Source organism: Streptomyces sp. NPDC038707 (assembly GCF_040636485.1).
GTDB lineage: Bacteria > Actinomycetota > Actinomycetes > Streptomycetales > Streptomycetaceae > Streptomyces.
Genome location: NZ_JBEZUP010000013.1, coordinates 101,230 through 121,490, shown reverse-complemented (window position 1 = coordinate 121,490; position 20,261 = coordinate 101,230). Strand labels below are relative to the sequence as shown.

The 20,261-nt window shown below is 72.2% G+C and carries 19 protein-coding genes and 2 tRNA genes; 10 read left to right on the top strand and 11 right to left on the bottom strand.

The genetic code is table 11. The features are described from left to right. Positions 1-43 precede the first annotated feature (43 nt). The 4 genes from AB0E62_RS19710 (at position 44) to AB0E62_RS19695 (ending at position 3,542) form a co-directional block, all read left to right on the top strand. Positions 44-766: a M50 family metallopeptidase gene (locus tag AB0E62_RS19710; protein ID WP_362194898.1), complete on the top strand. Its 723-nt coding sequence runs from the start codon at positions 44-46 to the stop codon at positions 764-766. Between the two features lie 28 nt (positions 767-794). After that, entirely contained in the window at positions 795-2,111 is a 1,317-nt protein-coding gene (gene aroA / locus AB0E62_RS19705; protein WP_362194895.1) for a 3-phosphoshikimate 1-carboxyvinyltransferase, read from the top strand. Positions 2,112-2,122: 11 nt separating this feature from the next. After that, positions 2,123-3,133: a ribosome small subunit-dependent GTPase A gene (gene rsgA, locus AB0E62_RS19700; protein ID WP_362194892.1), complete on the top strand. Its 1,011-nt coding sequence runs from the start codon at positions 2,123-2,125 to the stop codon at positions 3,131-3,133. A gap of 85 nt (positions 3,134-3,218) precedes the next feature. Next, positions 3,219-3,542, top strand: coding sequence for a multidrug efflux SMR transporter (locus AB0E62_RS19695; protein ID WP_014674883.1), 324 nt, complete (start codon positions 3,219-3,221; stop codon positions 3,540-3,542). Here the strand turns inward: AB0E62_RS19695 and AB0E62_RS19690 are convergent. Continuing rightward, positions 3,539-4,156 (bottom strand): helix-turn-helix domain-containing protein, encoded by a 618-nt coding sequence (locus AB0E62_RS19690; RefSeq protein ID WP_362194889.1) that lies wholly within the window; start codon positions 4,154-4,156, stop codon positions 3,539-3,541. The genes AB0E62_RS19695 and AB0E62_RS19690 overlap by 4 nt on opposite strands. Positions 4,157-4,370: 214 nt before the next feature. On the opposite strand from AB0E62_RS19690, the gene hisN reads away from it, so the two are divergent. Both hisN and AB0E62_RS19680 read left to right on the top strand, forming a co-directional pair. Further along, entirely contained in the window at positions 4,371-5,171 is an 801-nt protein-coding gene (hisN, locus tag AB0E62_RS19685; protein ID WP_362194886.1) for a histidinol-phosphatase, read from the top strand. A gap of 142 nt (positions 5,172-5,313) precedes the next feature. Next, positions 5,314-5,709, top strand: coding sequence for a CBS domain-containing protein (locus AB0E62_RS19680; RefSeq protein ID WP_362194883.1), 396 nt, complete (start codon positions 5,314-5,316; stop codon positions 5,707-5,709). 65 nt (positions 5,710-5,774) lie between these two features. Here AB0E62_RS19680 and AB0E62_RS19675 read toward each other — a convergent pair whose 3' ends face one another. Next, the gene (locus AB0E62_RS19675) at positions 5,775-7,229 is read right to left on the bottom strand and encodes a catalase (protein ID WP_362194880.1); all 1,455 of its coding nucleotides are present in this window, start codon (positions 7,227-7,229) and stop codon (positions 5,775-5,777) included. A gap of 145 nt (positions 7,230-7,374) precedes the next feature. Between AB0E62_RS19675 and AB0E62_RS19670 the strand changes: the two genes are divergently transcribed. After that, complete coding sequence (locus tag AB0E62_RS19670) at positions 7,375-7,791, top strand: Fur family transcriptional regulator (RefSeq protein ID WP_318201488.1); 417 nt, start codon at positions 7,375-7,377, stop codon at positions 7,789-7,791. A gap of 144 nt (positions 7,792-7,935) precedes the next feature. On the opposite strand, the gene AB0E62_RS19665 is transcribed toward AB0E62_RS19670, so the two are convergent. The 4 genes from AB0E62_RS19665 to AB0E62_RS19650 all read right to left on the bottom strand — a co-directional run bounded on the left by AB0E62_RS19665 (position 7,936) and on the right by AB0E62_RS19650 (position 13,164). Continuing rightward, a tRNA-Met gene (locus AB0E62_RS19665) sits at positions 7,936-8,009 on the bottom strand. 68 nt (positions 8,010-8,077) lie between these two features. Continuing rightward, positions 8,078-9,904, bottom strand: coding sequence for a tetratricopeptide repeat protein (locus AB0E62_RS19660; RefSeq protein ID WP_362194877.1), 1,827 nt, complete (start codon positions 9,902-9,904; stop codon positions 8,078-8,080). Positions 9,905-10,115: 211 nt separating this feature from the next. Further along, a tRNA-Met gene (locus tag AB0E62_RS19655) sits at positions 10,116-10,189 on the bottom strand. A 41-nt stretch (positions 10,190-10,230) separates the two neighbouring features. Next, positions 10,231-13,164 carry a UPF0182 family protein gene (locus tag AB0E62_RS19650; RefSeq protein WP_362195161.1) on the bottom strand — a complete coding sequence of 978 codons (2,934 nt, stop codon included), beginning with the start codon at positions 13,162-13,164 and terminating at the stop codon, positions 10,231-10,233. Between the two features lie 164 nt (positions 13,165-13,328). On the opposite strand from AB0E62_RS19650, the gene AB0E62_RS19645 reads away from it, so the two are divergent. Continuing rightward, on the top strand, positions 13,329-13,871 hold the full coding sequence (locus AB0E62_RS19645) for a PPA1309 family protein (protein WP_362194874.1): 543 nt from the start codon (positions 13,329-13,331) through the stop codon (positions 13,869-13,871). 73 nt (positions 13,872-13,944) lie between these two features. On the opposite strand, the gene AB0E62_RS19640 is transcribed toward AB0E62_RS19645, so the two are convergent. The 4 genes from AB0E62_RS19640 to AB0E62_RS19625 form a co-directional block, all read right to left on the bottom strand. Then, positions 13,945-15,042: a PDZ domain-containing protein gene (locus AB0E62_RS19640; protein WP_362194871.1), complete on the bottom strand. Its 1,098-nt coding sequence runs from the start codon at positions 15,040-15,042 to the stop codon at positions 13,945-13,947. A gap of 50 nt (positions 15,043-15,092) precedes the next feature. Further along, the gene (locus AB0E62_RS19635) at positions 15,093-15,266 is read right to left on the bottom strand and encodes a hypothetical protein (RefSeq protein ID WP_189999411.1); all 174 of its coding nucleotides are present in this window, start codon (positions 15,264-15,266) and stop codon (positions 15,093-15,095) included. Between the two features lie 176 nt (positions 15,267-15,442). After that, positions 15,443-15,904 (bottom strand): molybdenum cofactor biosynthesis protein MoaE, encoded by a 462-nt coding sequence (locus AB0E62_RS19630; protein ID WP_362194868.1) that lies wholly within the window; start codon positions 15,902-15,904, stop codon positions 15,443-15,445. Between the two features lie 273 nt (positions 15,905-16,177). After that, positions 16,178-17,290 (bottom strand): SDR family oxidoreductase, encoded by a 1,113-nt coding sequence (locus AB0E62_RS19625; protein WP_362194865.1) that lies wholly within the window; start codon positions 17,288-17,290, stop codon positions 16,178-16,180. A gap of 190 nt (positions 17,291-17,480) precedes the next feature. Here AB0E62_RS19625 and AB0E62_RS19620 point away from each other — a divergent pair, with 190 nt between their 5' ends. Next, on the top strand, positions 17,481-18,923 hold the full coding sequence (locus tag AB0E62_RS19620; protein WP_362194862.1) for a zinc-dependent metalloprotease: 1,443 nt from the start codon (positions 17,481-17,483) through the stop codon (positions 18,921-18,923). Further along, positions 18,920-19,441 carry an NUDIX hydrolase gene (locus AB0E62_RS19615; protein WP_362194859.1) on the top strand — a complete coding sequence of 174 codons (522 nt, stop codon included), beginning with the start codon at positions 18,920-18,922 and terminating at the stop codon, positions 19,439-19,441. The genes AB0E62_RS19620 and AB0E62_RS19615 overlap by 4 nt, the downstream gene beginning before the upstream one ends. A gap of 59 nt (positions 19,442-19,500) precedes the next feature. Here AB0E62_RS19615 and AB0E62_RS19610 read toward each other — a convergent pair whose 3' ends face one another. After that, the gene (locus tag AB0E62_RS19610; RefSeq protein ID WP_362194856.1) at positions 19,501-20,256 is read right to left on the bottom strand and encodes an AIM24 family protein; all 756 of its coding nucleotides are present in this window, start codon (positions 20,254-20,256) and stop codon (positions 19,501-19,503) included. Between the last annotated feature and the right edge of the window lie 5 nt (positions 20,257-20,261).

The following is a 20,261-nucleotide window of genomic DNA, read 5'->3' as shown; positions in this document are numbered from 1 at the left end:
ACACTGCCAGACCCGCCGCGAGAACAGGGAGCCGTCACCGGACATGGAGAGCCTCGCCGCCACCGCGCTGCCCGACCTCTGGGACCGGCTCACCGGCACCCAGCCCGCCCCGGGGCTGTGGGTGGTGCTGGCCACGCTCGCCGCCGCGCTCGCGGCCGTCGTCCCGCACCCGGTGTGGCGGGTGTCCCGCAACGCGGTCACCATCGCGCACGAGGGCGGCCACGGTCTGCTCGCCCTGCTCACCGGCCGGCAGCTCACCGGCATCCGGCTGCACTCCGACACCAGCGGCCTCACCGTGAGCCGGGGCAAGCCGTACGGCGCCGGCATGATCCTGACCGCCGCCGCCGGCTACCCGGCCCCCTCCCTGCTGGGCCTCGGTGGGGCCGCGCTGCTGGCGGACGGCCGCATCACGCTGCTGCTGTGGGCGGCGACCGCGCTGCTGCTGGCGATGCTGGTGATGATCCGCAACGCCTACGGCGTGCTGACCGTGGTCCTGGCCGGCGGGACGTTCCTGCTGGTGTCCTGGCTGGCGGAAGCCCGGGTGCAGGCGGTGTTCGGGTACGCGGCGGTGTGGTTCCTGCTGCTCGGCGGGGTCCGGCCGGCCTTCGAGCTCCAGGCCCGGCGGTCGCGGGGCGGCGCGGGCGACTCGGACGCGGACCAGCTGTCCCGGCTGACGCACGTCCCGGCGGGCCTGTGGCTGTTCCTGTTCCACGCGGTGTCACTGTGCTCGCTGATCGGCGGGGGCCGCTGGCTGCTGGAAGGTTGACCCCCGCCCCTCCTTATAAAGTGGGCCCATGGCCCCGAACAGCTCCTCCACCGCCCTCTGGCCCGCCCCGCACGCGAGCGGAGCCGTCGACGCGACGGTCCACGTGCCGGGGTCCAAGTCGGTCACCAACCGCGCCCTGGTCCTCGCCGCCCTGGCCTCCGAGCCGGGCTGGCTGCGCCGCCCGCTGCGGTCCCGGGACACCCTGCTGATGGCCGGCGCGCTGCGGGCCATGGGCGTGGAGATCGAGGAGGGGGTCGGCCCCGACGGCACCGGCGAGGCCTGGCGGGTGCTGCCCACGGGGCTGCGCGGCCCGGCCACGGTGGACGTCGGCAACGCGGGCACGGTCATGCGGTTCCTGCCGCCGGTGGCCGCGCTGGCCGACGGCCCGATCCGGTTCGACGGGGACCCCCGGTCGTACGAACGGCCCCTGAACGGGGTGATCGACGCGCTGCGCCGGCTGGGTGCCCGGATCGACGACGACGGCCGGGGCGCGCTGCCGCTGACCGTGCACGGCGGCGGCGCCCTGGACGGCGGCCCGGTCTCGGTCGACGCCTCCTCCTCGTCCCAGTTCGTCTCGGCGCTGCTGCTGTCGGGCCCGCGCTTCAACCAGGGCGTGGAGGTGCGCCACACCGGCGCGACCCTGCCCTCGATGCCGCACATCCGGATGACGGTGGACATGCTCCGCGCGGTCGGCGCCCAGGTGGACACCCCGGAGTCGGGCGGCGAGCCGAACGTGTGGCGGGTGACGCCGGGCGCGCTGCTCGGCCGGGACCTGACCGTCGAGCCGGACCTGTCCAACGCGCAGCCGTTCCTGGCGGCGGCCCTGGTGACCGGCGGCAAGGTGCTGATCCCGGACTGGCCGGCCCGCACCACCCAGCCGGGCGACCGGCTGCGGGAGATCTTCACCGAGATGGGCGGTTCCTGCGAACTGACCGAGTACGGTCTGGTGTTCACCGGTTCGGGGGCGATCCACGGCATCGACGTGGACCTGGGTGACGTGGGCGAGCTGACGCCGGGCATCGCGGCGGTGGCCGCGCTCGCCGACTCGCCGTCCACCCTGCGGGGCGTGGCCCATCTGCGGCTGCACGAGACGGACCGGCTGGCCGCGCTCACCAAGGAGATCAACGAGCTGGGCGGCGATGTCACGGAGACCGCCGACGGCCTGCACATCCGCCCGCGCCCGCTGCACGGCGGCACCTTCCACACCTACGAGGACCACCGCATGGCGACCGCCGGTGCGATCATCGGCCTGGCGGTACCGGGCGTGCTCATCGAGAACGTCGCGACGACGGCGAAGACCCTGCCGGACTTCCCCGAGCTGTGGACCGGGATGCTCGGGCAGTAGGGACGTACGCCATGCGCCGCTACGGCAAGCACACCGACGAGGACGACATCCGCAGCCGCCCCAACCGCAAGGGCAACCGGCCGCGCACGAACATCCGGCCCAAGCACGAGGACGCGGCCGAGGGCATGGTCCTGACCGTCGACCGGGGCCGGCTGACCTGCCTGGTGGACGACCGGCCCGTGCTGGCGATGAAGGCCCGCGAGCTGGGCCGCAAGGCCGCCGTCGTGGGCGACCGGGTCGCCCTGGTCGGTGATCTGTCCGGAACGAAGGACACCCTGGCGCGGATCGTCCGCATCGAGGAGCGGACGTCGGTACTGCGGCGCACGGCCGACGACGACGATCCCTACGAGCGCGTGGTCGTCGCCAACGCCGACCAGCTGGCCGTCGTCACCGCGCTGGCCGACCCCGAGCCCCGCCCCCGCCTCATCGACCGCTGCCTGGTCGCGGCCTACGACGGCGGTCTGGAGCCGTTGCTGGTGCTGACCAAGTCGGACCTGGCCCCGCCGGACAAGCTGCTGGAGCTCTACGGCGACCTCGACATCCCCTACGTGGTCACCAGCCGGGAGGAGCTGGAGAGCGGCGGCGCGGCGGACCGGGTGCGCGCCCACCTGACCGGCAAGAGCACCGCGTTCGTGGGCCACTCCGGGGTCGGCAAGACGACCCTGGTCAACGCGCTCGTGCCCCAGGAGCGCCGGCGGACGACGGGACTGGTGAACGCGGTGACGGGCCGGGGCCGGCACACCACCACCTCCGCGCTCGCGCTGCCGCTGGCCGGTGCGGACGGCTGGGTGATCGACACCCCCGGCGTCCGGTCCTTCGGGCTCGCCCACATCGATCCGTCCCGGGTGATCAACGCCTTCCCGGACCTCGAACCCGGTACGGCGGGCTGCCCGCGCGCGTGCAGCCACGACGAGCCGGACTGCGCGCTGGACGCGTGGGTGACGGAGGGGCACGCCGACCCGGCGCGGCTGTACTCCCTGCGCCGGCTGCTGGCCACGCGGGAGCGCCGGGAAGGCGACTGAGTCCCGCGTTGTGTGCCCGAGCACCAGTGCGGTGAGTGCATAATCACACCGAGCCGGAGATCCGGATCCAACGGGAGGACAGCACATGGCGTGGCTGCTGGTCATAGTGGCCGGGATATTGGAGACCGGCTTCGCCGTGTGCCTGAAGCTCTCGCACGGTTTCACCCGCCTGTGGCCGACGATCGCGTTCGCGTCGTTCGCACTGGGCAGCTTCGGTCTCCTGACCCTGTCCCTGAGGAAGCTGGACGTCGGCCCGGCGTACGCGGTGTGGACCGGGATCGGCGCGGCCGGCACCGCGATCTACGGCATGGTCTTCCTCGGCGATCTGGTGTCCACCCTGAAGATCGTCTCCATCAGCCTGGTCATCGTCGGGGTCATCGGGCTCCAGCTGTCGGGCTCGGCGCACTAGAAGACGGGCCGCGCCGGTCCGGCCAGGTGGCGCGGGAGCACCGCGCGCACCAGTTCCGCGATGCCGCCCTCCCCCGGCGGGGCCGCCACACAGGACAGGGCGACGCGGACCACCAGTTCGCACGAGAGCAGCAGCTCCGCCGGGGCGGCGCCGGGAGCGGCCAGCGCGGTCGCGGCGCGGTCCCGGACGATCCGCACGAAGTCACGGGGCGCGGGCAGCGGCCCGTCCGCCCGGCGCTGGGCCGGCACCGTGGCGGTGGTGTGCGCGGCGGTGAGCGGCGGGGTCGGCAGGCGCTCGGTCCAGCAACCGGTGAGCAGGGCCCGTACCAGCACGTTGTCGCGGGCGGCGGCGGCCGTCCACTCGGCGGTGGCGGTGAGCCGGTCGCAGGCCGCGGCCGGGCCGGCGAGGGCCCGCTCGACGCCGGCGAGATAGCCGTCGGCCTCCCGCCGCACCAGCGCCCGGGCCAGACCGTCCTTGCTGCCGAACTCGTTGTACAGGGTCTGCCGGGACACCCCAGCCCGCGCCGCCACGTCGACCATCCGCACCGCGGACCACGGCCGGCGGGCCAGCGCCGCGTAGGCGGCGTCCAACAGCGATTCCCGGGCAGCAGGCATCCGCGCCTCCCTGGGCCACAGCGACTTAGCGCCCAGATTTGACGGGCTTGTACGCACTGTCAAGGGTTCGCGGGGGGTGCGGGGGGCGTGCGGCGGAGTACGGGGGTGGTGACCGCCGGTCCACGGGCCGGGCGGCCGTACCGAGCGAGCCGTACCCCCGCCGCCCGCGGCCCCCTGTGGCCCCGTGCCGCGCCCGGCGGATACCGTTCGTCACATGCCCGACTACCTCGACGACCTGCGCCTCGCCCACGTTCTCGCGGACGCGGCCGACGCCGCCACCACGGCCCGCTTCCAGGCCCTCGACCTCAAGGTGGAGACCAAGCCGGACATGACCCCGGTGAGCGAGGCGGACAAGGCGGCGGAAGAACTGATCCGCGGTCACCTCCAGCGCGCCCGCCCCGGCGACGCCGTCCTCGGCGAGGAGTACGGCGTCGAGGGGACCGGCCCGCGCCGCTGGGTGGTCGACCCGATCGACGGCACCAAGAACTACGTCCGCGGCGTTCCGGTGTGGGCCACCCTCATCGCCCTGATGGAGGAGGCGGAGGACGGCTTCCAGCCGGTCGTCGGCGTGGTCTCCGCCCCCGCCCTCGGCCGCCGCTGGTGGGCGGCGAAGGGGCACGGCGCCTTCGCCGGCCGCGATCTCGCCTCCGGCGTCCCGATCCGCGTCTCCCGCGTCGGCGGACTCGCGGACGCCTCGTTCGCGTACTCGTCGCTCTCCGGCTGGGAGGAGCGGGGCCGCCTGGACGGTTTCCTGGACCTCACCCGCCAGGTGTGGCGCACGCGCGCGTACGGCGACTTCTGGCCGTACATGATGGTCGCGGAGGGTTCCGTGGACATCTGCGCGGAACCGGAGCTGTCCCTCTGGGACATGGCCGCCAACGCGATCATCGTCACCGAGGCGGGCGGCACCTTCACCGGCCTCGACGGCCGTCCGGGCCCGCACAGCGGGGATGCGGCGGCGTCCAACGGCCTGCTGCACGAGGAGCTGCTGGGGTATCTCGCCCCGCGCTCCTGAGCGCCCGGCACGCTTCCGGCGCGCCGCCGACAGCGGCGCGCGCCCCCTTGTTGACCCTCTCTTTGCCTGGCACCCTGAAGGCCACCACATTTGTGAACTTGTGAATCCCGGGTGACCGGGGATTCCCAGGAGGTGGCCCTTCATGCTCGTCCGTGACGCCATGAGCACGGTGATCCTCACCCTCGGCCCCGCCCACACCCTCCGCCAGGCAGCCACCCTGATGTCGGCCCGCCGCGTCGGCGCCGCCGTGGTCCTCGACCCGGACGCCGGCGGCATCGGCATCCTCACCGAACGCGACATCCTCGACTCCGTCGGCCTGGGCCAGAACCCGGACGCCGAGCCCCTGCACGCCCACACCACCACCGACATCGTCTTCGCCGCGCCGACCTGGACCCTGGAGGAGGCGGCCCGCGCGATGGCGCACGGCGGCTTCCGGCACCTGGTCGTGCTCGACCGCGGCGAGGTGGCCGGGATCGTCTCGGTCCGCGACATCGTGCGCCGCTGGCTCCCGGCCCGGGAGCCGGCCTCCGCCGCCTGAACGCACGAACGGGCCGGACCCAGAGCACCATGGGTCCGGCCCGCCCAGCCGCGAGGGCGGCCGGCTCAGCCGCGCAGCGCCTGCACCGCGGCCTCCAGCCGCTTGCCGAAGTCGGCGTCGGCGTTGCGGAAGTTGCCGATCGCGCGCTCGACGATGTCCTGGCGCGTGACCTTGGAGATGAAGCCGGCCAGGTTGGCGACCAGCCGCTCCTTCTCCTCCTCCGACATCAGCCGGTAGAGGTTGCCGGCCTGCACGAAGTCGTTGTCTTCGGCGTGGACCGGCGTCGGATGGTTGCCGGTGCCGCCGGCGAGGCCGTCGACGGGCTGCCACAGCGGACGGCCGGTCTGCTGCGGCCCGCCGAAGCTGTTCGGCTCGTAGTTCTTCTCCCCGCCGTGCCGGCCGTCGTAGAGGTAGCCGTCACGGGAGTTGGTGCGCGCCTCGGTGGCGTGCGGGCGGTTGACCGGCAGGTGGTCGGCGTTGATGCCGACGCGGTAGCGGTGCGCGTCGCCGTAGGCGAACAGCCGGCCCTGGAGCATCTTGTCGGGCGAGGGGCCGATACCGGGCACGAAGTGCGCCGGGGAGAAGATCGACTGCTCGACCTCGGCGAAGATGTTCCGCGGGTTGCGGTTCAGCTCCAGCTTGCCGATCGTGATGACCGGGTAGTCCGCGTGCGGCCACACCTTGGTCAGGTCGAACGGGTTGAAGCGGTAGGTCGCCGCGTCCGCCGCCGGCATGATCTGCACGCCCACGGTCCAGCTCGGGAACTCGCCGCGCTCGATCGCCTCGCGCAGGTCGCGCTGGTGGGAGTCGGGGTCCTTGCCCGCGAGGACCTCGGCCTCCTCGGCGGTGAGGTTCTTGATCCCCTGGTCGGTCTTGAAGTGGTACTTGACCCAGAAGACCTCGCCGGCCTCGTTGTTCCACTGGAAGGTGTGCGAGCCGAAGCCGTCCATGTGCCGGTACGACGCCGGGATGCCCCGGTCGCCGAACAGCCAGGTCACCTGGTGCGTGGACTCCGGCGACAGCGACCAGAAGTCCCACACGTTGTCGGCTTCCTGGCTGCCGGTGTACGGGTCGCGCTTCTGGGTGTGGATGAAGTCCGGGAACTTGATCGCGTCCCGGATGAAGAAGACCGGGGTGTTGTTGCCGACGAGGTCGTAGTTGCCCTCCTCGGTGTAGAACTTCAGCGCGAAGCCGCGCGGGTCGCGCACGGCGTCCGCAGCGCCGAGGTTGCCGGCCACGGTCGAGAACCGCAGGAAGACCTCGGTCTGCTTGCCGACCTCGGAGAGGAAGGCGGCACGCGTGTACGGGGTGACGTCCGCGGTCACCGTGAAGGTGCCGTAGGCACCGGCGCCACGGGCGTGCACGACCCGCTCCGGGATGCGCTCCCGGTTGAAGTGGGCCAGCTTCTCCAGCAGGAGCTGGTCCTGGACGAGGACCGGCCCGCCGACGCCCGCCGTCTCGCTGTTCTGATTGTCGGCGACCGGAGCCCCGGCCTCCGTGGTGAGCGGTCCCTGCGTCACGTGCGCCTCCTGCGTCATCACTGACTTGTCCTGTCCTGTGGTCAAAGCCGTCACCGATCCTACAATGGACATTGTCTAAGTCAAGTGATGTTCCAAAGTCACACCTATTCCCGACCTGGGGTCCCTTCCTGTTAGGCTGGTGGCTATGAGCGACCTTCTGGAACGGCTGCGTGGACGCGGATGGCGGATGACCGCGCAGCGGCGCGTGGTGGCCGAGGTCCTGAACGGCGAGCACGTCCATCTGACCGCCGACGAGGTGCACGCGCGCGCCGTCGCGAAGCTGCCCGAGATCTCCCGGGCGACCGTCTACAACACCCTGGGTGAGCTGGTCTCGCTCGGCGAGGTGCTGGAGGTCGCGACGGACAAGCGCGCCAAGCGCTACGACCCGAACGCGCACCGGCCGCACCATCACCTGGTGTGCGCCCGCTGCGGCGCGATCCGCGACGTGCACCCGAACGGCAACCCGCTCGCCGACCTCCCCGACACCGAGCGCTTCGGCTTCACGGTGTCGGACGTCGAGGTGACGTACCGGGGGCTGTGCCCGGACTGCGCGGGCGCGTAGCCGGGACGTGACACCAGGGGGCGCAAGCCCCCTTTTTTTGCTGCCCGGACGCGTCCCGGCGCCTTTTGCCGCCCGGACCGCACCCTGACACCGGAACGACCGAGGGCCGGAACCCATTTCTGGATTCCGGCCCTCGGCCTTCAGTAGCGGGGACAGGATTTGAACCTGCGACCTCTGGGTTATGAGCCCAGCGAGCTACCGAGCTGCTCCACCCCGCGTCGATGAACAAGACACTACGTGACTCCTGCGCCGGGATGCAAATCCCTTGGCCGGCACGTGGCCGGGGTCACGCCGACAGCTCCTCGCGCAGCGCGTCCCGCAGCCGGCCCGCCCGCCTGGCCACCTCCGCCGGACCCAGCTCCACCGCGCGGTCGGCCCAGCGCTGCCCCTCCGCCAGCTCGCCACGACGCGCGTAGACCAGGGCCAGCCGCAGGGCGGCCCGCCCGTGCCCGGCGTCGGCGGCCCGGGCCCACCACACCGCCGCCTCCGGCTCGCTGCCCTCACGGGCGAGCAGCAGCCCGAGGTTGAAGGCGCCGTTGCGCGAACCGGCCTCGGCCGCCGTGCGGTACCACCGCGCCGCCTCCACCACGTCACCCCGGGCGGCGGCCAGCATCCCGACCCGGACCTGCGCCCGCCGGTGCCCCTGGGAAGCCGCCCGCTCGTACCACTCCTCGCACTCGGTCTTCGCGTGCACGATCTCCCCCAGCTCGTGCGCGGGCTCCGGCGGCCGGCGCGCGTCGAGCAGGGTGGCCAGCCGGTATGCGCCCTCCGCGCTGCCGCCCCCCGCGGCGCAGCGCAGATGGCGCTCGGCCTCCTGCTCGTCGCCCTCGCGCAGCCGGGCGATCCCGACCTGGAGCGCGGCCTCGGCGTGCCCGGCCGCGGCGGCCCGCTCGTACCAGCGCAGCGCCATCCGCTCCTCGCCGCGTCCGGCGTACAGGATGCCGAGGTTGAACGCGGCGTCCACGCTGCCGGCCTCGGCGGCCTTGGAGAACCACGGCTCGGCCCCGGTCGTGTCGCCGCCCTGGAGCAGCAGGATGGCCAGGGCGTTGGCGGCCTCCCGGTGCCCGGCGTAGGCGGCCCGCCGGTACCATTGCTCGGCCTGCGCGGTGCGGCCCTGCTCGGCGCAGAGCAGCCCGAGGTTGTAGGCGCCGTTGTCGTCACCGGCGTCCAGTGCGGCCCGGTACCAGCGCTCGGCGGTCTGGGTCTCGCCGCGCTCGGCGTGCAGGGCGCCCAGCGCGTTGGCCGCGTTGCCGTCGCCCTCCTGGGCGGCGCGCAGCCACCACACGGCCGCGCTCTCGGTGTCGCCGGCGTCGCGCAGCAGGAAGCCGAGGGCGCAGGCGGCCCGGGGTTCGCCGTCCTTGGCGGAGGTCAGGTACCAGCGCCCCGCCTCCTTCAGCTCGCCGCGCCGCTCGAGGATCGCCCCCAGCTGGAGCGCGGCCTTCCGGTGCCCGCGCGCGGCGGCCTGCCGGTACCACTGCTCGGCCTCCGGGGCGCCGCTGTCCGGGCCGTTCTCCTCCCCGGGCCACTCCTCCCCGGGTCCGGCGGCGCGGTCGAGCGCCCGGGCCAGCCGGTAGGCGGCCTCGCGGTGCCCGCGCTCGGCGGCGGAGCGCATCCAGTGTTCGGCGCCGGCGTCGCCGCGGTGCTCCAGCAGGTCGGCGAGGGCGTAGGCACCGAGGACGTGGCCCTGCTCGGCGGACTGGCGCAGCCAGTACTCGGCGGCCGGCTCGTCCCCGCGCTCGCGGTGGTAGCGGCCGAGGGCGTGTGCCGCGGCGGCGGACCCGGCCACGGCGGCGATCCGCCACCAGCCGGCCGCCTCCTCGGGGTAGCCGCGCTGGTGCAGCAGGACGCCCAGGTTGTTGGCGGCGGCCCGGTCACCGGCCGCGGTGGCGGCGCGCAGATGGGGTTCGGCCGCGTCCAGATCGCCGCGGCGCAGCAGCATCGCCCCCAGGACACTGGCCGCCTCGGCGTCACCGCTCTGCGCGGCGAGCGCCAGGCGGGTCTCCTCGGCGGCCTCCCCCATGTCCACCAACTCGTCGCGGGCCGACTCCGTACCGGAAGACTGCGCAAATCGCCCTGACTCGAACAGAGTTGCCTTCTCCCCCATAACGTCCATCGTCGCACCACCTGCAACCTGGGTACACCCGGTATACCGCAGCAGCCCGTAAGGTCACTTCGGCGTTTTGTCGACATGCCCACAGAGTGACAAGTCAAACACAAACGTCCTCAACTCCCCACGACGGCGCGGCCGTCCCTCCCCCCGGCACATGAGTTCGCACACCACGAAGGCCCGGATCCCTTTTCCGGATCCGGGCCTTCGATTGCAGTAGCGGGGACAGGATTTGAACCTGCGACCTCTGGGTTATGAGCCCAGCGAGCTACCGAGCTGCTCCACCCCGCGCCGTTGCGTGTCAACCGTACCACGGCGCGGGGCCGGCCCGATCAGCTCGTGTTCTTCCCGCCGTTCTTCTCCCCGGCCTTCTCGCCCGTCTTCCCGGCGTTCTTCCCGCCGGCCTTCTCCTCGGCCTTCTTCTGGGCCTCCTCGGCCCGCTCCAGCGCCTTCTGGAGCTGGTCCTGCGCCTTGGCGTACGCGCCCCAGTCCGGGCCGTCCTTGAGCGCCTGCTGTCCGGCGTCGAAGGCCTTCTGGGCGTCCTGGAGCGCCTGCCTGACCGTCGGGTCGGCGCTGCCTGGCGGGTTGCCGGTGCCGGTCCCCGGCGGCTTGGTGGCCGCACTCTTCGTGCCGAAGACCTTGTCCAGCGCCTCGTCGAGGCTGTTCTCGAACGCGGTCCGGCCGTCGTAGGTCACCAGGACCTTGCGCAGCAGCGGCATCTTGAGTCCGCCGCCGCGGACGTAGACGGGCTCGACATAGAGCAGTCCGCCGTCCAGCGGCACGGTCAGCAGGTTGCCGTACTCGATGTCGGAGTCACCGCCCCGCAGGAGCTTGATCGCGGCGGCGATCTTCTCCTCCGAGTTGAACTTGCTCTGCACCTGCTTGGGGCCGTCGACCGTCGTCCTGGTCGGCAGTTTCAGGATTCTGATGCTGCCGTAGTCCTTGCTGCCGGCCTCCGCGTCGACGGTCATGAACGCGGCCAGGTTGTCCCGCCCGTTCGGCGTGAACGTCGTCGACAGCGAGAACGCCTGCTGCTTCTGGTCCGGCATCTTCATGCTCAGGTAGTACGGCGGCACCGCGTTGCCCGACTTGTTGGTCGGGTCGTTGGGCACCTGCCACACCTCGCTGCCGGTCAGGAACGTCTCGGCGTCCGTCACGTGGTAGCGGGTGAGCAGTTCGCGCTGCACCTTGAACAGGTCCTGCGGGTAGCGCAGGTGGTCCATCAGGTCGTCGGAGATCGCGCTCTTGGGCTGCACCGTGCCGGGGAACGCCTTCATCCAGGTCTTCAGGACCGGGTCCTGGGTGTCCCACTGGTAGAGCTTGACCTCGCCCGTGTAGGCGTCGACCGTCGCCTTCACCGAGTTGCGGATGTAGTTGACCTGGTTCTGCTGCGCCACCACGGCGCGGGAGTTGTTGGTCGCGGTCAGCGAGTCGGCCGTCGTGTCGCCGAGGGTCGTACGGGAGGAGTACGGGTAGGCGTTGGTGGTGGTGTAGGCGTCGACGATCCACTGGATGCGGCCGCCCACGACCGCCGGGTACGCGTCGCCGTCGATGGTCAGCCACGGGGCGACCGCCTCCACGCGCTCCTTGGGCGTGCGGTTGTACAGGATCCGCGAGCCCTTGCCGATCGCGCCCGAGTACAGGATCTGCGGCTCGTTGAAGGTCAGCGCGTAGGCGGCCCGGTTCACCGGGTTGTCGAGGTTGACGCCGCTGCCGCCCCGGTACTTCGTCGGCTTCTCACCGTCGTTGTCGGAGTAGTCGATCTCCTCCTGGGGACCGCCGACGATCGAGTAGGTGGTGGTCTTCTCGCCGTAGTAGACCCGCTGCTCGTAGGTGCCGAGGTCGCCCCTGGACGGCAGGTCGTACTCGGTGAAGACCGGCTCGCCGTCCTGCGCCTCGGTGCCCTTGGCGGCGACCACGCCGAAGCCGTGCGTGTAGCGGAAGTGGTCGTTGATCCAGTTGTTCTTCGGGATGCCGGTCAGGTCCAGCTCGCGCAGCCCGATGACCGTGTCCTGTTCCTTGCCGTCCTTGCCGCGGTACCGGTCGACGTCCAGGTTGGTCGGGAAGCCGTAGTAGTTCTTCATCTGCTGACGCTGCTGGAACGTCGGCGAGACGATGTTCGGGTCCATGATCCGGATGCTCGCCGCGTCGTTCACGTCACCGCGCAGCTTGCTCTTGTTCTTGGTCGTGGACTCGCCTTCGTACCGGGTGACCTTGGTGTCGTCGATGCCGTACGCCTTGCGGGTGGCCTCCAGGTTCTTCTGGACGTACGGCGCCTCCTTGGCCTGCTCGTTCGGCTGGACCTGGAATTTCTGCACGATGGCGGGGTACAGGCCGCCGATGAGGATCGCCGAGAGCACCATCAGGCCGAAGCCGATGACGGGCAGCTGCCAGGTGCGCCGCCACAGCGTGGCGAAGAACAGCAGCGCGCAGATGACGGCGATGCAGAACAGGATGGTCTTGGCCGGCAGATAGGCGTTGGCGTCGACGTAGCGCAGGCCCGTCCAGTTGTCGGTCGACCGGAAGTCGCTGGACTTGACGGCCAGGCCGTACCGGTCGAGCCAGTAGGCGACCGCCTTCAGGGCGACGAAGATGCCGAGCAGCACCGACAGGTGGCCGGTCGCGGCGGCGGTGGCCCGCGCGCCCGGGCTGGTCACGCGCAGCCCGCCGTACAGGTAGTGCGTGAACGCGGCGGCGATCAGGCACAGGACGGTGGCGGCGAAGCCGAAGCCGAGCAGGAACCGGTACCAGGGCAGGTCGAAGGCGTAGAAGGCGATGTCGAGGTGGAACTGCGGGTCCTTCTGGTGGAAGGGCACGCCGTTCACCCACATCAGCCAGGTCCGCCACTGGCCCGCCGCCGAGGCGCCCGCGATCAGCCCGACCAGGCAGGTGACGGCGAGCAGCAGCCACTTCTTGTACGGCGCGATGCCCAAGCGGTAGCGGTCCAGGCTCTGCTGCTCCATGGACATGGCGCTGAGCGGGGGCCGCAGCCGGTGCGCGAGCCAGATGTTGAGGCCGACCACCGCGGCCATCAGCAGGCCGAAGACGAAGAACAGCCCGATCTTCGTGGACAGGGTGGTGGTGAACACGGACGAGTAGTGCACCGACCGGTACCAGAGCCAGTCCGTCCAGAAGCCCGCGAACATGGTGAACACCATGCCGAGGGCGGCGAGGACCCCCAGTGTCACGAGCAGGGCCCGGACCTTCCGGGAGGGTCGGCCCGCCCTGATCCGTGGCCCCGTCGGGCCTCCGCCGCGGTCCGGCATCTGGAAAGCCAAGGTGCGCCCCTCGAAGTTCGCTGTCGTTCCGTCAGGCCCTCGGGTTCGCGGGCCCACCGTGGCCCCCCGTGACCGCGGGCCCACACCTATGCAACTTACTCACCGTTTACTCGGTTCCCGATTCCGGCCGGGAACGAGGCAGGATTGTGACCATGTCCAACACTCCCATGGCAGCGAGCCCGCTCACCCGGGCCGTACTCGAGATCGACGAGTACGTCTCCGGCCTCGGCTGGGACCGGCCCGCTCGCCTTTTCGCCCTCGTAGACACCGCACGGCTGCGGGCTCAGGAACCGTCGCTCGCGGCCCAGCTGGGCCTCGGGGACGAGTCCGAGACCGCCGGTCTCACCCCGATCGAGCAGGACGAGGTCCCGTCCGGCAAGCCGCTCGACGAGTTCCTCGCCACCATCGCCTGGCCCGACGCGGTCGCCGGCTGCGCGCTCACCGTGGAGCGGCTGATGCTGCCGCCGTCCGCCGAGACCCAGGTGCCCTCCGACCTGGACGAGGCCCGGCTGGCCGAGTGGGTCGCCCGGCACCCCGAGCGGCAGGAGGTCCGGATGACGGTGGCCGTGCTGCGGGACGGCAGCCGCGAGTCGGCGCTGCGGCTGCGCGAGAAGGACTCCCCGACGGAGGTCCTGACCGGCCCCGACCTGGTGCCGGGCCTGGCGGACGCGCTGGCGGCGACGTTCGCGGACTGAACCGTCCGCCGCGGTACGGCGCTGGGGGCGCTCCTCGCCCACGGGGGGCGCCCCAGCCGTGTCAGGGGCCCGCTCAGCCCTTGGCGGTGCACTTCGGCAGGGCGGCGAGGTTACCGCCTCGGATGTCCTCGAGCGCGTCGAGCGCGTCGCCCATGGTCTTCACCTTGACCAGGGTGAGCCCGTCCGGGGTGTCCTTGGCCGCCGCCGCGCAGTTGTCGGCGGGGGTGAGGAAGTACCGGGCGCCCTTGTCGCGCGCGCCGACGGTCTTCATCTCGATGCCACCGATCGGGCCGACCGCGCCGTTGTCGTCGATGGTGCCGGTGCCGGCGACGAAGGTGCCGCCGGTGAGGCTGCCCGGGGTGAGCTTGTCGTAGATGCCGAGCGCGAACATCAGGCCGGCGCTGGGTCCGCCGACGTCGGCGAGCTTGATGTCGATGGTGAACGGATAGGTGTGGTCGGTGCCGGCGGAGATGCCGACGACGGCCCGTCTGGCGCCGCCGTCGTCGGCGGCGCGGGTCGTGATCGTGACCTTCCGGGTGCCGGTGGCCTCCTTGTGGGCCTTCTCGGCGGCGGCCTGGTCCTTGGCGGGGACGACCGTGAAGACGACGTTCTGACCGGGCTTGTGCCTGGTCACCAGCTTGGCGACGTCGGCCGGCTGCTTGACCGCCGTGCCGTCGACGGCCTTGATCACGTCGCCGGCGTGCAGCCGGCCCTCGGCCGGGGAGCCCTTGACGACCGTGGAGACGATCACCCAGGACTTCACCGGCAGGTGCAGTTCCTTCAGGGCGGCGACCTTGGCGCTCTCCTGGGACTGGCTGAACTCCTCGGCGTTCTCCTGGCTGGACTGCTCCTCCGTCTTGCCGTCCGGGTAGAGCGTGTCGTGCGGGACGATCTTGCTGTCGTGGGCCAGCCAGCCGTAGACGGCCTCGACGAGGTTCATCCGGTAGTCGGCGCCGGTGACCCGGACGGTGGTCATGTTCAGGTGGCCGTCGGCCGGGTACGTCTTGTGGCCGGAGATCTGCAGCACCGGCTCGCCGTCGTGCTTCCCGAGCGTGTTCACGGTCGGGCCGGGGGACATCTCCGCGTACGGCACGGGGATGAGCACTCCCGCGCACAGGAGCGCGATCAGCATCAGGGTGGAGGCGAGCATCGTCACGGTGCGGCGTGGCATGCCACGACAGTACGGGACGCCACTGTCAGAGCGCCGTCAGGGCACCCCCGTCACGCGCCGCGCGCACCCGGCCGGGACTTCTCCATGGCCTCGCGGAAACGGGCGTATCCGTCCAGCTCGGGGCCGTCGCCGCGCACCTTGCGGGTCCGGTTGGCCCAACTGCCCCACAGGCCGCCGCCGACCGCGGCCACCAGCGGGATCAGCAGCCAGACAAGCACCCCCATGCCGACCTCCTACGCCATGAGCGTCCGCAACTGACTGATCAGCAGATTAACCATCCGCAGGGACAACGCTCACGCCAGGGTGCCGGTTACGCAACCGGAGGGGGTGGTGCGGGGGACGCGCGGGGTGATGCGCCCGGGGCCGGCAGGCGCCCCCGCACGGCGGTACGCCCGGGGGATCAGCAGGCTCCCACCCACTCCTCGGTGCCGTCCGAGAACTTCTGGTGCTTCCAGATGGGCACCTCGTGCTTGAGGTCGTCGATCAGCTTGCGGCAGGCGTCGAAGGCCTCCGCGCGGTGCGGGCAGGCCACGGCGACGACCACGGCGAGGTCCCCGATCCGCAGATCGCCCACCCGGTGGACGGCGGCGAGCGCCCGCACGGGGTGGTCGGCCGCGACCTTCTCGGCGATCCGCCGCATCTCGGCCTCGGCGCTGGGGTGGCAGGAGTAGCCCAGCGCGTCCACGTCGGCCCCGCCGTCGTGGTTGCGCACGGTGCCCACGAACAGCGCGATGCCCCCGGCCGCGGCGTCCCCGACGGCGCGGAAGACCTCGTCCACGGAGAGCGGTGTCTCGCGGACGGCGATCAGCTTGACGGGGTCCTCGGCGGCCCGCTCACCCGGGTGGTCGTTCGTGAGTGCCATGCGCCCATCGTGCCCCACGGGTCCGGCATCGGGGAATACGACGTTCAGCAGCACGCGCGCGGGGGCGGTTTGGAGGCTCCTACAGGGGCCGCGTGCCGGCGCCGGTGGGCGGCGTCCGAGCGCGCCGCCGGCTCTCTGGGCGTCTGCCTTGTCTGTCTCGCGGGTGCCGCCGGCCTTCCGGGTGCCCTCCGTACCCGTCTCGCAGGAGCCGCCAGGCCCTCCGGGTGCCCTCCGTACCCGTCCCGGAGGCGCCGCCAGGCCCTCCGGCCCGGTTCAGACGCGCCGTCGTGCCTTCCGGGCCCGGCGTACGACGGCCGCCGCGCCCAGCAGGGCGACGGTCGCTCCCGCCGCCCCGGCCGCCGTCGCGTCCTTGCGGCCCAGCCGCCGTCCGGCGACCGTGCGCCGCCCGGACACCTCCTCCAGCAGCTCCGCGAGCACCTCCTCGTTGGTCCACTTCGGCCGCCATCCGGCGTCGTGCAACCGGCTGCCGCTGACCACCCAGGGGTACATCGTGTACGCCAGGTCCCCCGCCGGCGACGGGGTGAGGCCGATCCGGTGCAGCCGGGCCGCCGCGCCGAGGGCGACCGCCGACGGCAGCTCCATGCGCCGGATCCCGCTCAGCTCCTCGACCTCCTCCTGCTCCAGCCACCCGTCGCAGCCGACGGCCAGTTCCCCGTCGGCCTTCTCCAGTACGGCGTACTCCAGCGCGCTGCACAGGTCCTCGACGTGGCAGAACTGCCAGGCGGGCCGTGATCCGGCCACGACCAGCAGCCGCGGCGACTCGAAGTACCTGGTCAGCGCGGTGTCGGTGCCGCCGACCAGGACGGCCGGCCGGACCACGGTGACGTTCAGCCCCGGATGCGCGCGCGGGGCGCGCCGCGCCAGCCGCTCGATCTCCAGCAGGTCCCCGACCCCGGTCGCCTCGGCGGTGGCGCGCAGCTCGGCGTCCTCCGACAGGGGCAGCTCGTTGTCGGGCAGCGCGCCGTAGACCATCGCCGAGGTGCACAGCACCACCCGGTGCACGCCGGCCGCCGCGGCGGCCGTCAGCACGGTCTGGGTCCCCCGGACGTTGTAGGCCGTGCGCGCCGCCGGGTCGGTCTCCAGGTCGAGGTCGAGGGCGAGGTGGACGACCACGTCGGCGCCGCGCAGCTTGTCCGCGATCGCCGGGTCGCGCACGTCGAGGATGTGCCACCGGGCCTCGGCGCACTCGCCGCGCCGCTCGTCGATGGCGACGACCTCCTTGATCTCCCCGGAGGCGGCGAGCCGCTCGGTGAGCAGGGCGCCGACCCCGCCGGCCGCGCCGGTCACCGCGACGACGGGCCCGCGCACGGCGGAGGAGGTTGAACGGTTTCGCGCTGCGCGAACCTGCGGATCTGGGGAACTCACCGGGCGTCTCCAGCGGTTGTCTTCAGTACGCGCGCGAGTGACGCGTACGTACCAGGTGCATCCATCCTGCCGCAGGCCTTCCGCAGGCGAAGCACCGAGGCCCCATCGGGTCCGGGTGTCTACGCTGGGTGGTGTTGTCGGGCAGCCGCGCCGCCGGGAGAACCGGTGGCCTTACCAGCCGAGGATTCCCGTGAGTGACACCCCATTCGGTTTCGGCCTTCCGCCGGAGGAGCCGGAGGACGGCGACGAGGGCAAGAAGAAGGACCAGCAGAGCGGTGGTGGGCAGGGACCGGCCAATCCGTTCGGTTTCGGCGGCCTGCCCGGAGCCGGCGGCTTCGGCGGCCCCGGCGCCGACAACCCGCTCGCAGCCATGTTCGGCTCCCTGAACCCCAGCGACCTGGGCGCGGCCTTCCAGCAGCTCGGTCAGATGCTCTCGTACGAGGGCGGGCCGGTGAACTGGGACATGGCCAAGCAGATCGCCCGCCAGACGGTCGCCCAGGGCGCGCCGAACGGCACCAAGGACGCCAGCGTCGGCGCGGCCGAGCGCCGGGCCGTGGAGGAGGCCGTCCGCCTGGCCGACCTGTGGCTGGACGACGCGACGTCCCTGCCGTCGGGCTCCGCCTCGGCGGTGGCCTGGTCGCGGGCGGAGTGGGTCGAGGCGACGCTGCCCGCCTGGCAGGAGCTGGTCGACCCGGTCGCCGAGCGGGTCGGCGTGGCGATGGGCGATGTCCTGCCGGAGGAGATGCAGGCCATGGCGGGCCCGCTGATCGGCATGATGCGCTCGATGGGCGGCGCCATGTTCGGCACGCAGATCGGGCAGGCCGTGGGCGTGCTCGCGGGCGAGGTCGTCGGCTCCACCGACATCGGCCTGCCGCTGGGCCCGGCCCGCAAGGCCGCCCTGCTCCCGGCCAACGTGGAGGCGTTCGGCAAGGACCTGGGCGTGCCCCAGGAGGAGGTGCGCCTGTATCTCGCCCTGCGCGAGGCCGCCCACCAGCGTCTGTTCGCCCATGTGCCGTGGCTGCGCTCGCACCTGTTCGGCGCGGTCGACGGCTACGCGCGCGGCATCAAGGTCGACACGGCCAAGCTGGAGGACGTGGTCGGCCAGTTCGATCCGCAGAACCCGGAGCAGCTGCAGGACGCGCTCCAGCAGGGCATGTTCCAGCCGGAGGACACGCCCGAGCAGAAGGCGGCCCTGGCCCGTCTGGAGACGGCTCTGGCGCTCGTGGAGGGCTGGGTGGACGCGGTGGTGCACGCCGCCGCGAAGCCGCGCCTGGGGTCCGCCGACGCGCTGCGGGAGACGCTGCGCCGCCGGCGCGCGACCGGCGGCCCGGCGGAGCAGACGTTCGCCACGCTGATCGGCCTGGAACTGCGTCCGCGCCGGCTGCGCGACGCCTCCCGGCTGTGGGCCTCGCTCACGGACGCGCGCGGGGTCGACGGCCGGGACGGCCTGTGGGCCCACCCGGACATGCTGCCGACCGCGACCGACCTGGACGACCCGGACGGTTTCGTGCACCGCGAGCAGCTGGACTTCTCCGAGCTGGACAAGATGCTCGGCGAGGCGGCGGGCGGCCACGGCAAGCCGGACCTGCGCAAGAAGGACGACGACGAGACCGAGGGCGACGGCGCCGAGTGAGCCTGTACGACGACGCGGTCCTGGTCCTGAAGGGGTACGAGGGCCAGGAGGACCTGCGCCGGTCGTACCTGGATCACCTGGCGGCCCGCCCGGACGGCATGTGGAAGGCCTGTGACGCCGGCCATGTCACGGCCAGTGCCCTGGTGATCGATCCCGGGCACGGCCGGGTGCTGCTCACGCTGCACCGGAAGCTGCGGATGTGGCTCCAGATGGGCGGCCACTGCGAGCCGGGCGACCCCACGCTGGCGGCGGCGGCCCTGCGGGAGGCCACGGAGGAGTCCGGGATCGGCGGCCTGACCCTGCTGCCCGGCGGCCCGGTGCGGCTGGACCGGCATCCGATCCCGGCGCCCTGCAACTGGCACTACGACGTGCAGTACGCGGTCCTGGCGCCGCCGGGCGCGGTGCAGGAGATCAGCGAGGAGTCCCTCGACCTGCGCTGGTTCGCCTATGACGAGGTGGCCGGGGTGGCCGACGAGTCGGTCCTGCGCCTGCTCGAGGCCACGCGCGCCAGGCTCTGACGTGTGACCGGCGAGGTAGGGGGCGTCCGCTCGGGCGGGCGCCCCTTACCTGGTCCGGCTCAGCTCCAGACGTTGCCCTGGTTCTGGCCGCGCGCCCCCTGCTGGCCCATGCCGAACTGGGCGGCGAGGCCCTGCCCGATCACGGCGTTCTGCGGCGGCAGCAGCTCGCTGGGCTGGACGAGCGCGAACCCGGAGCCCATGAAGCTCAGCTCCCAGCCCTCACCGGTGGTGCCGCGCCGGCGCCACACGCCGGAGGAGTGCGTCTGGGCCTGCATCTGCACGCGCAGCCCGGTGGACCAGGCCACGATCGCGTCGGCGTCGCAGTTGACGTACTTGTCGGGTGTGACCTGCATCAGCAGGGGGGCGCCCGAGGTCGTCAGGGCGACCTTGCCGCGCCCGGTGATGTTCAGCTGGTACTTCCCGGAGCCGGAGATGCCGTACAGGCTGTCCACGGCGATGACCTCGTGGTGCAGCGAGGAGTCCATGGCGAGGACGTAGGAGCTGTCGACGGTCAGCCCGTCCTGTCCGACGTCCATGATGTGCACGTGCTGGGCGAGGTTGGCGAGGTAGACCGTGCCCTGGCCGTGGCAGCGCATCAGGTCCAGGCCCTCGCCGGTGTGCGCACGCGCGCGTGCCTGCCGGTTGCCCTGGTACTCGGCGTCGAACTCGACCAAGCCCTGGTAGGCGACCATGGTGCCCTTGCGGGCGAGGAGGTCGTCGTGGCCGTCCAGGGTGATCCGGAGCAGCTGCGCGTTCTGCAGGCTCCAGCGTTCCTGGGTCTGGAGGTCGTTGTGCGCGAAAAGCGGGCTCTGCATGGTGT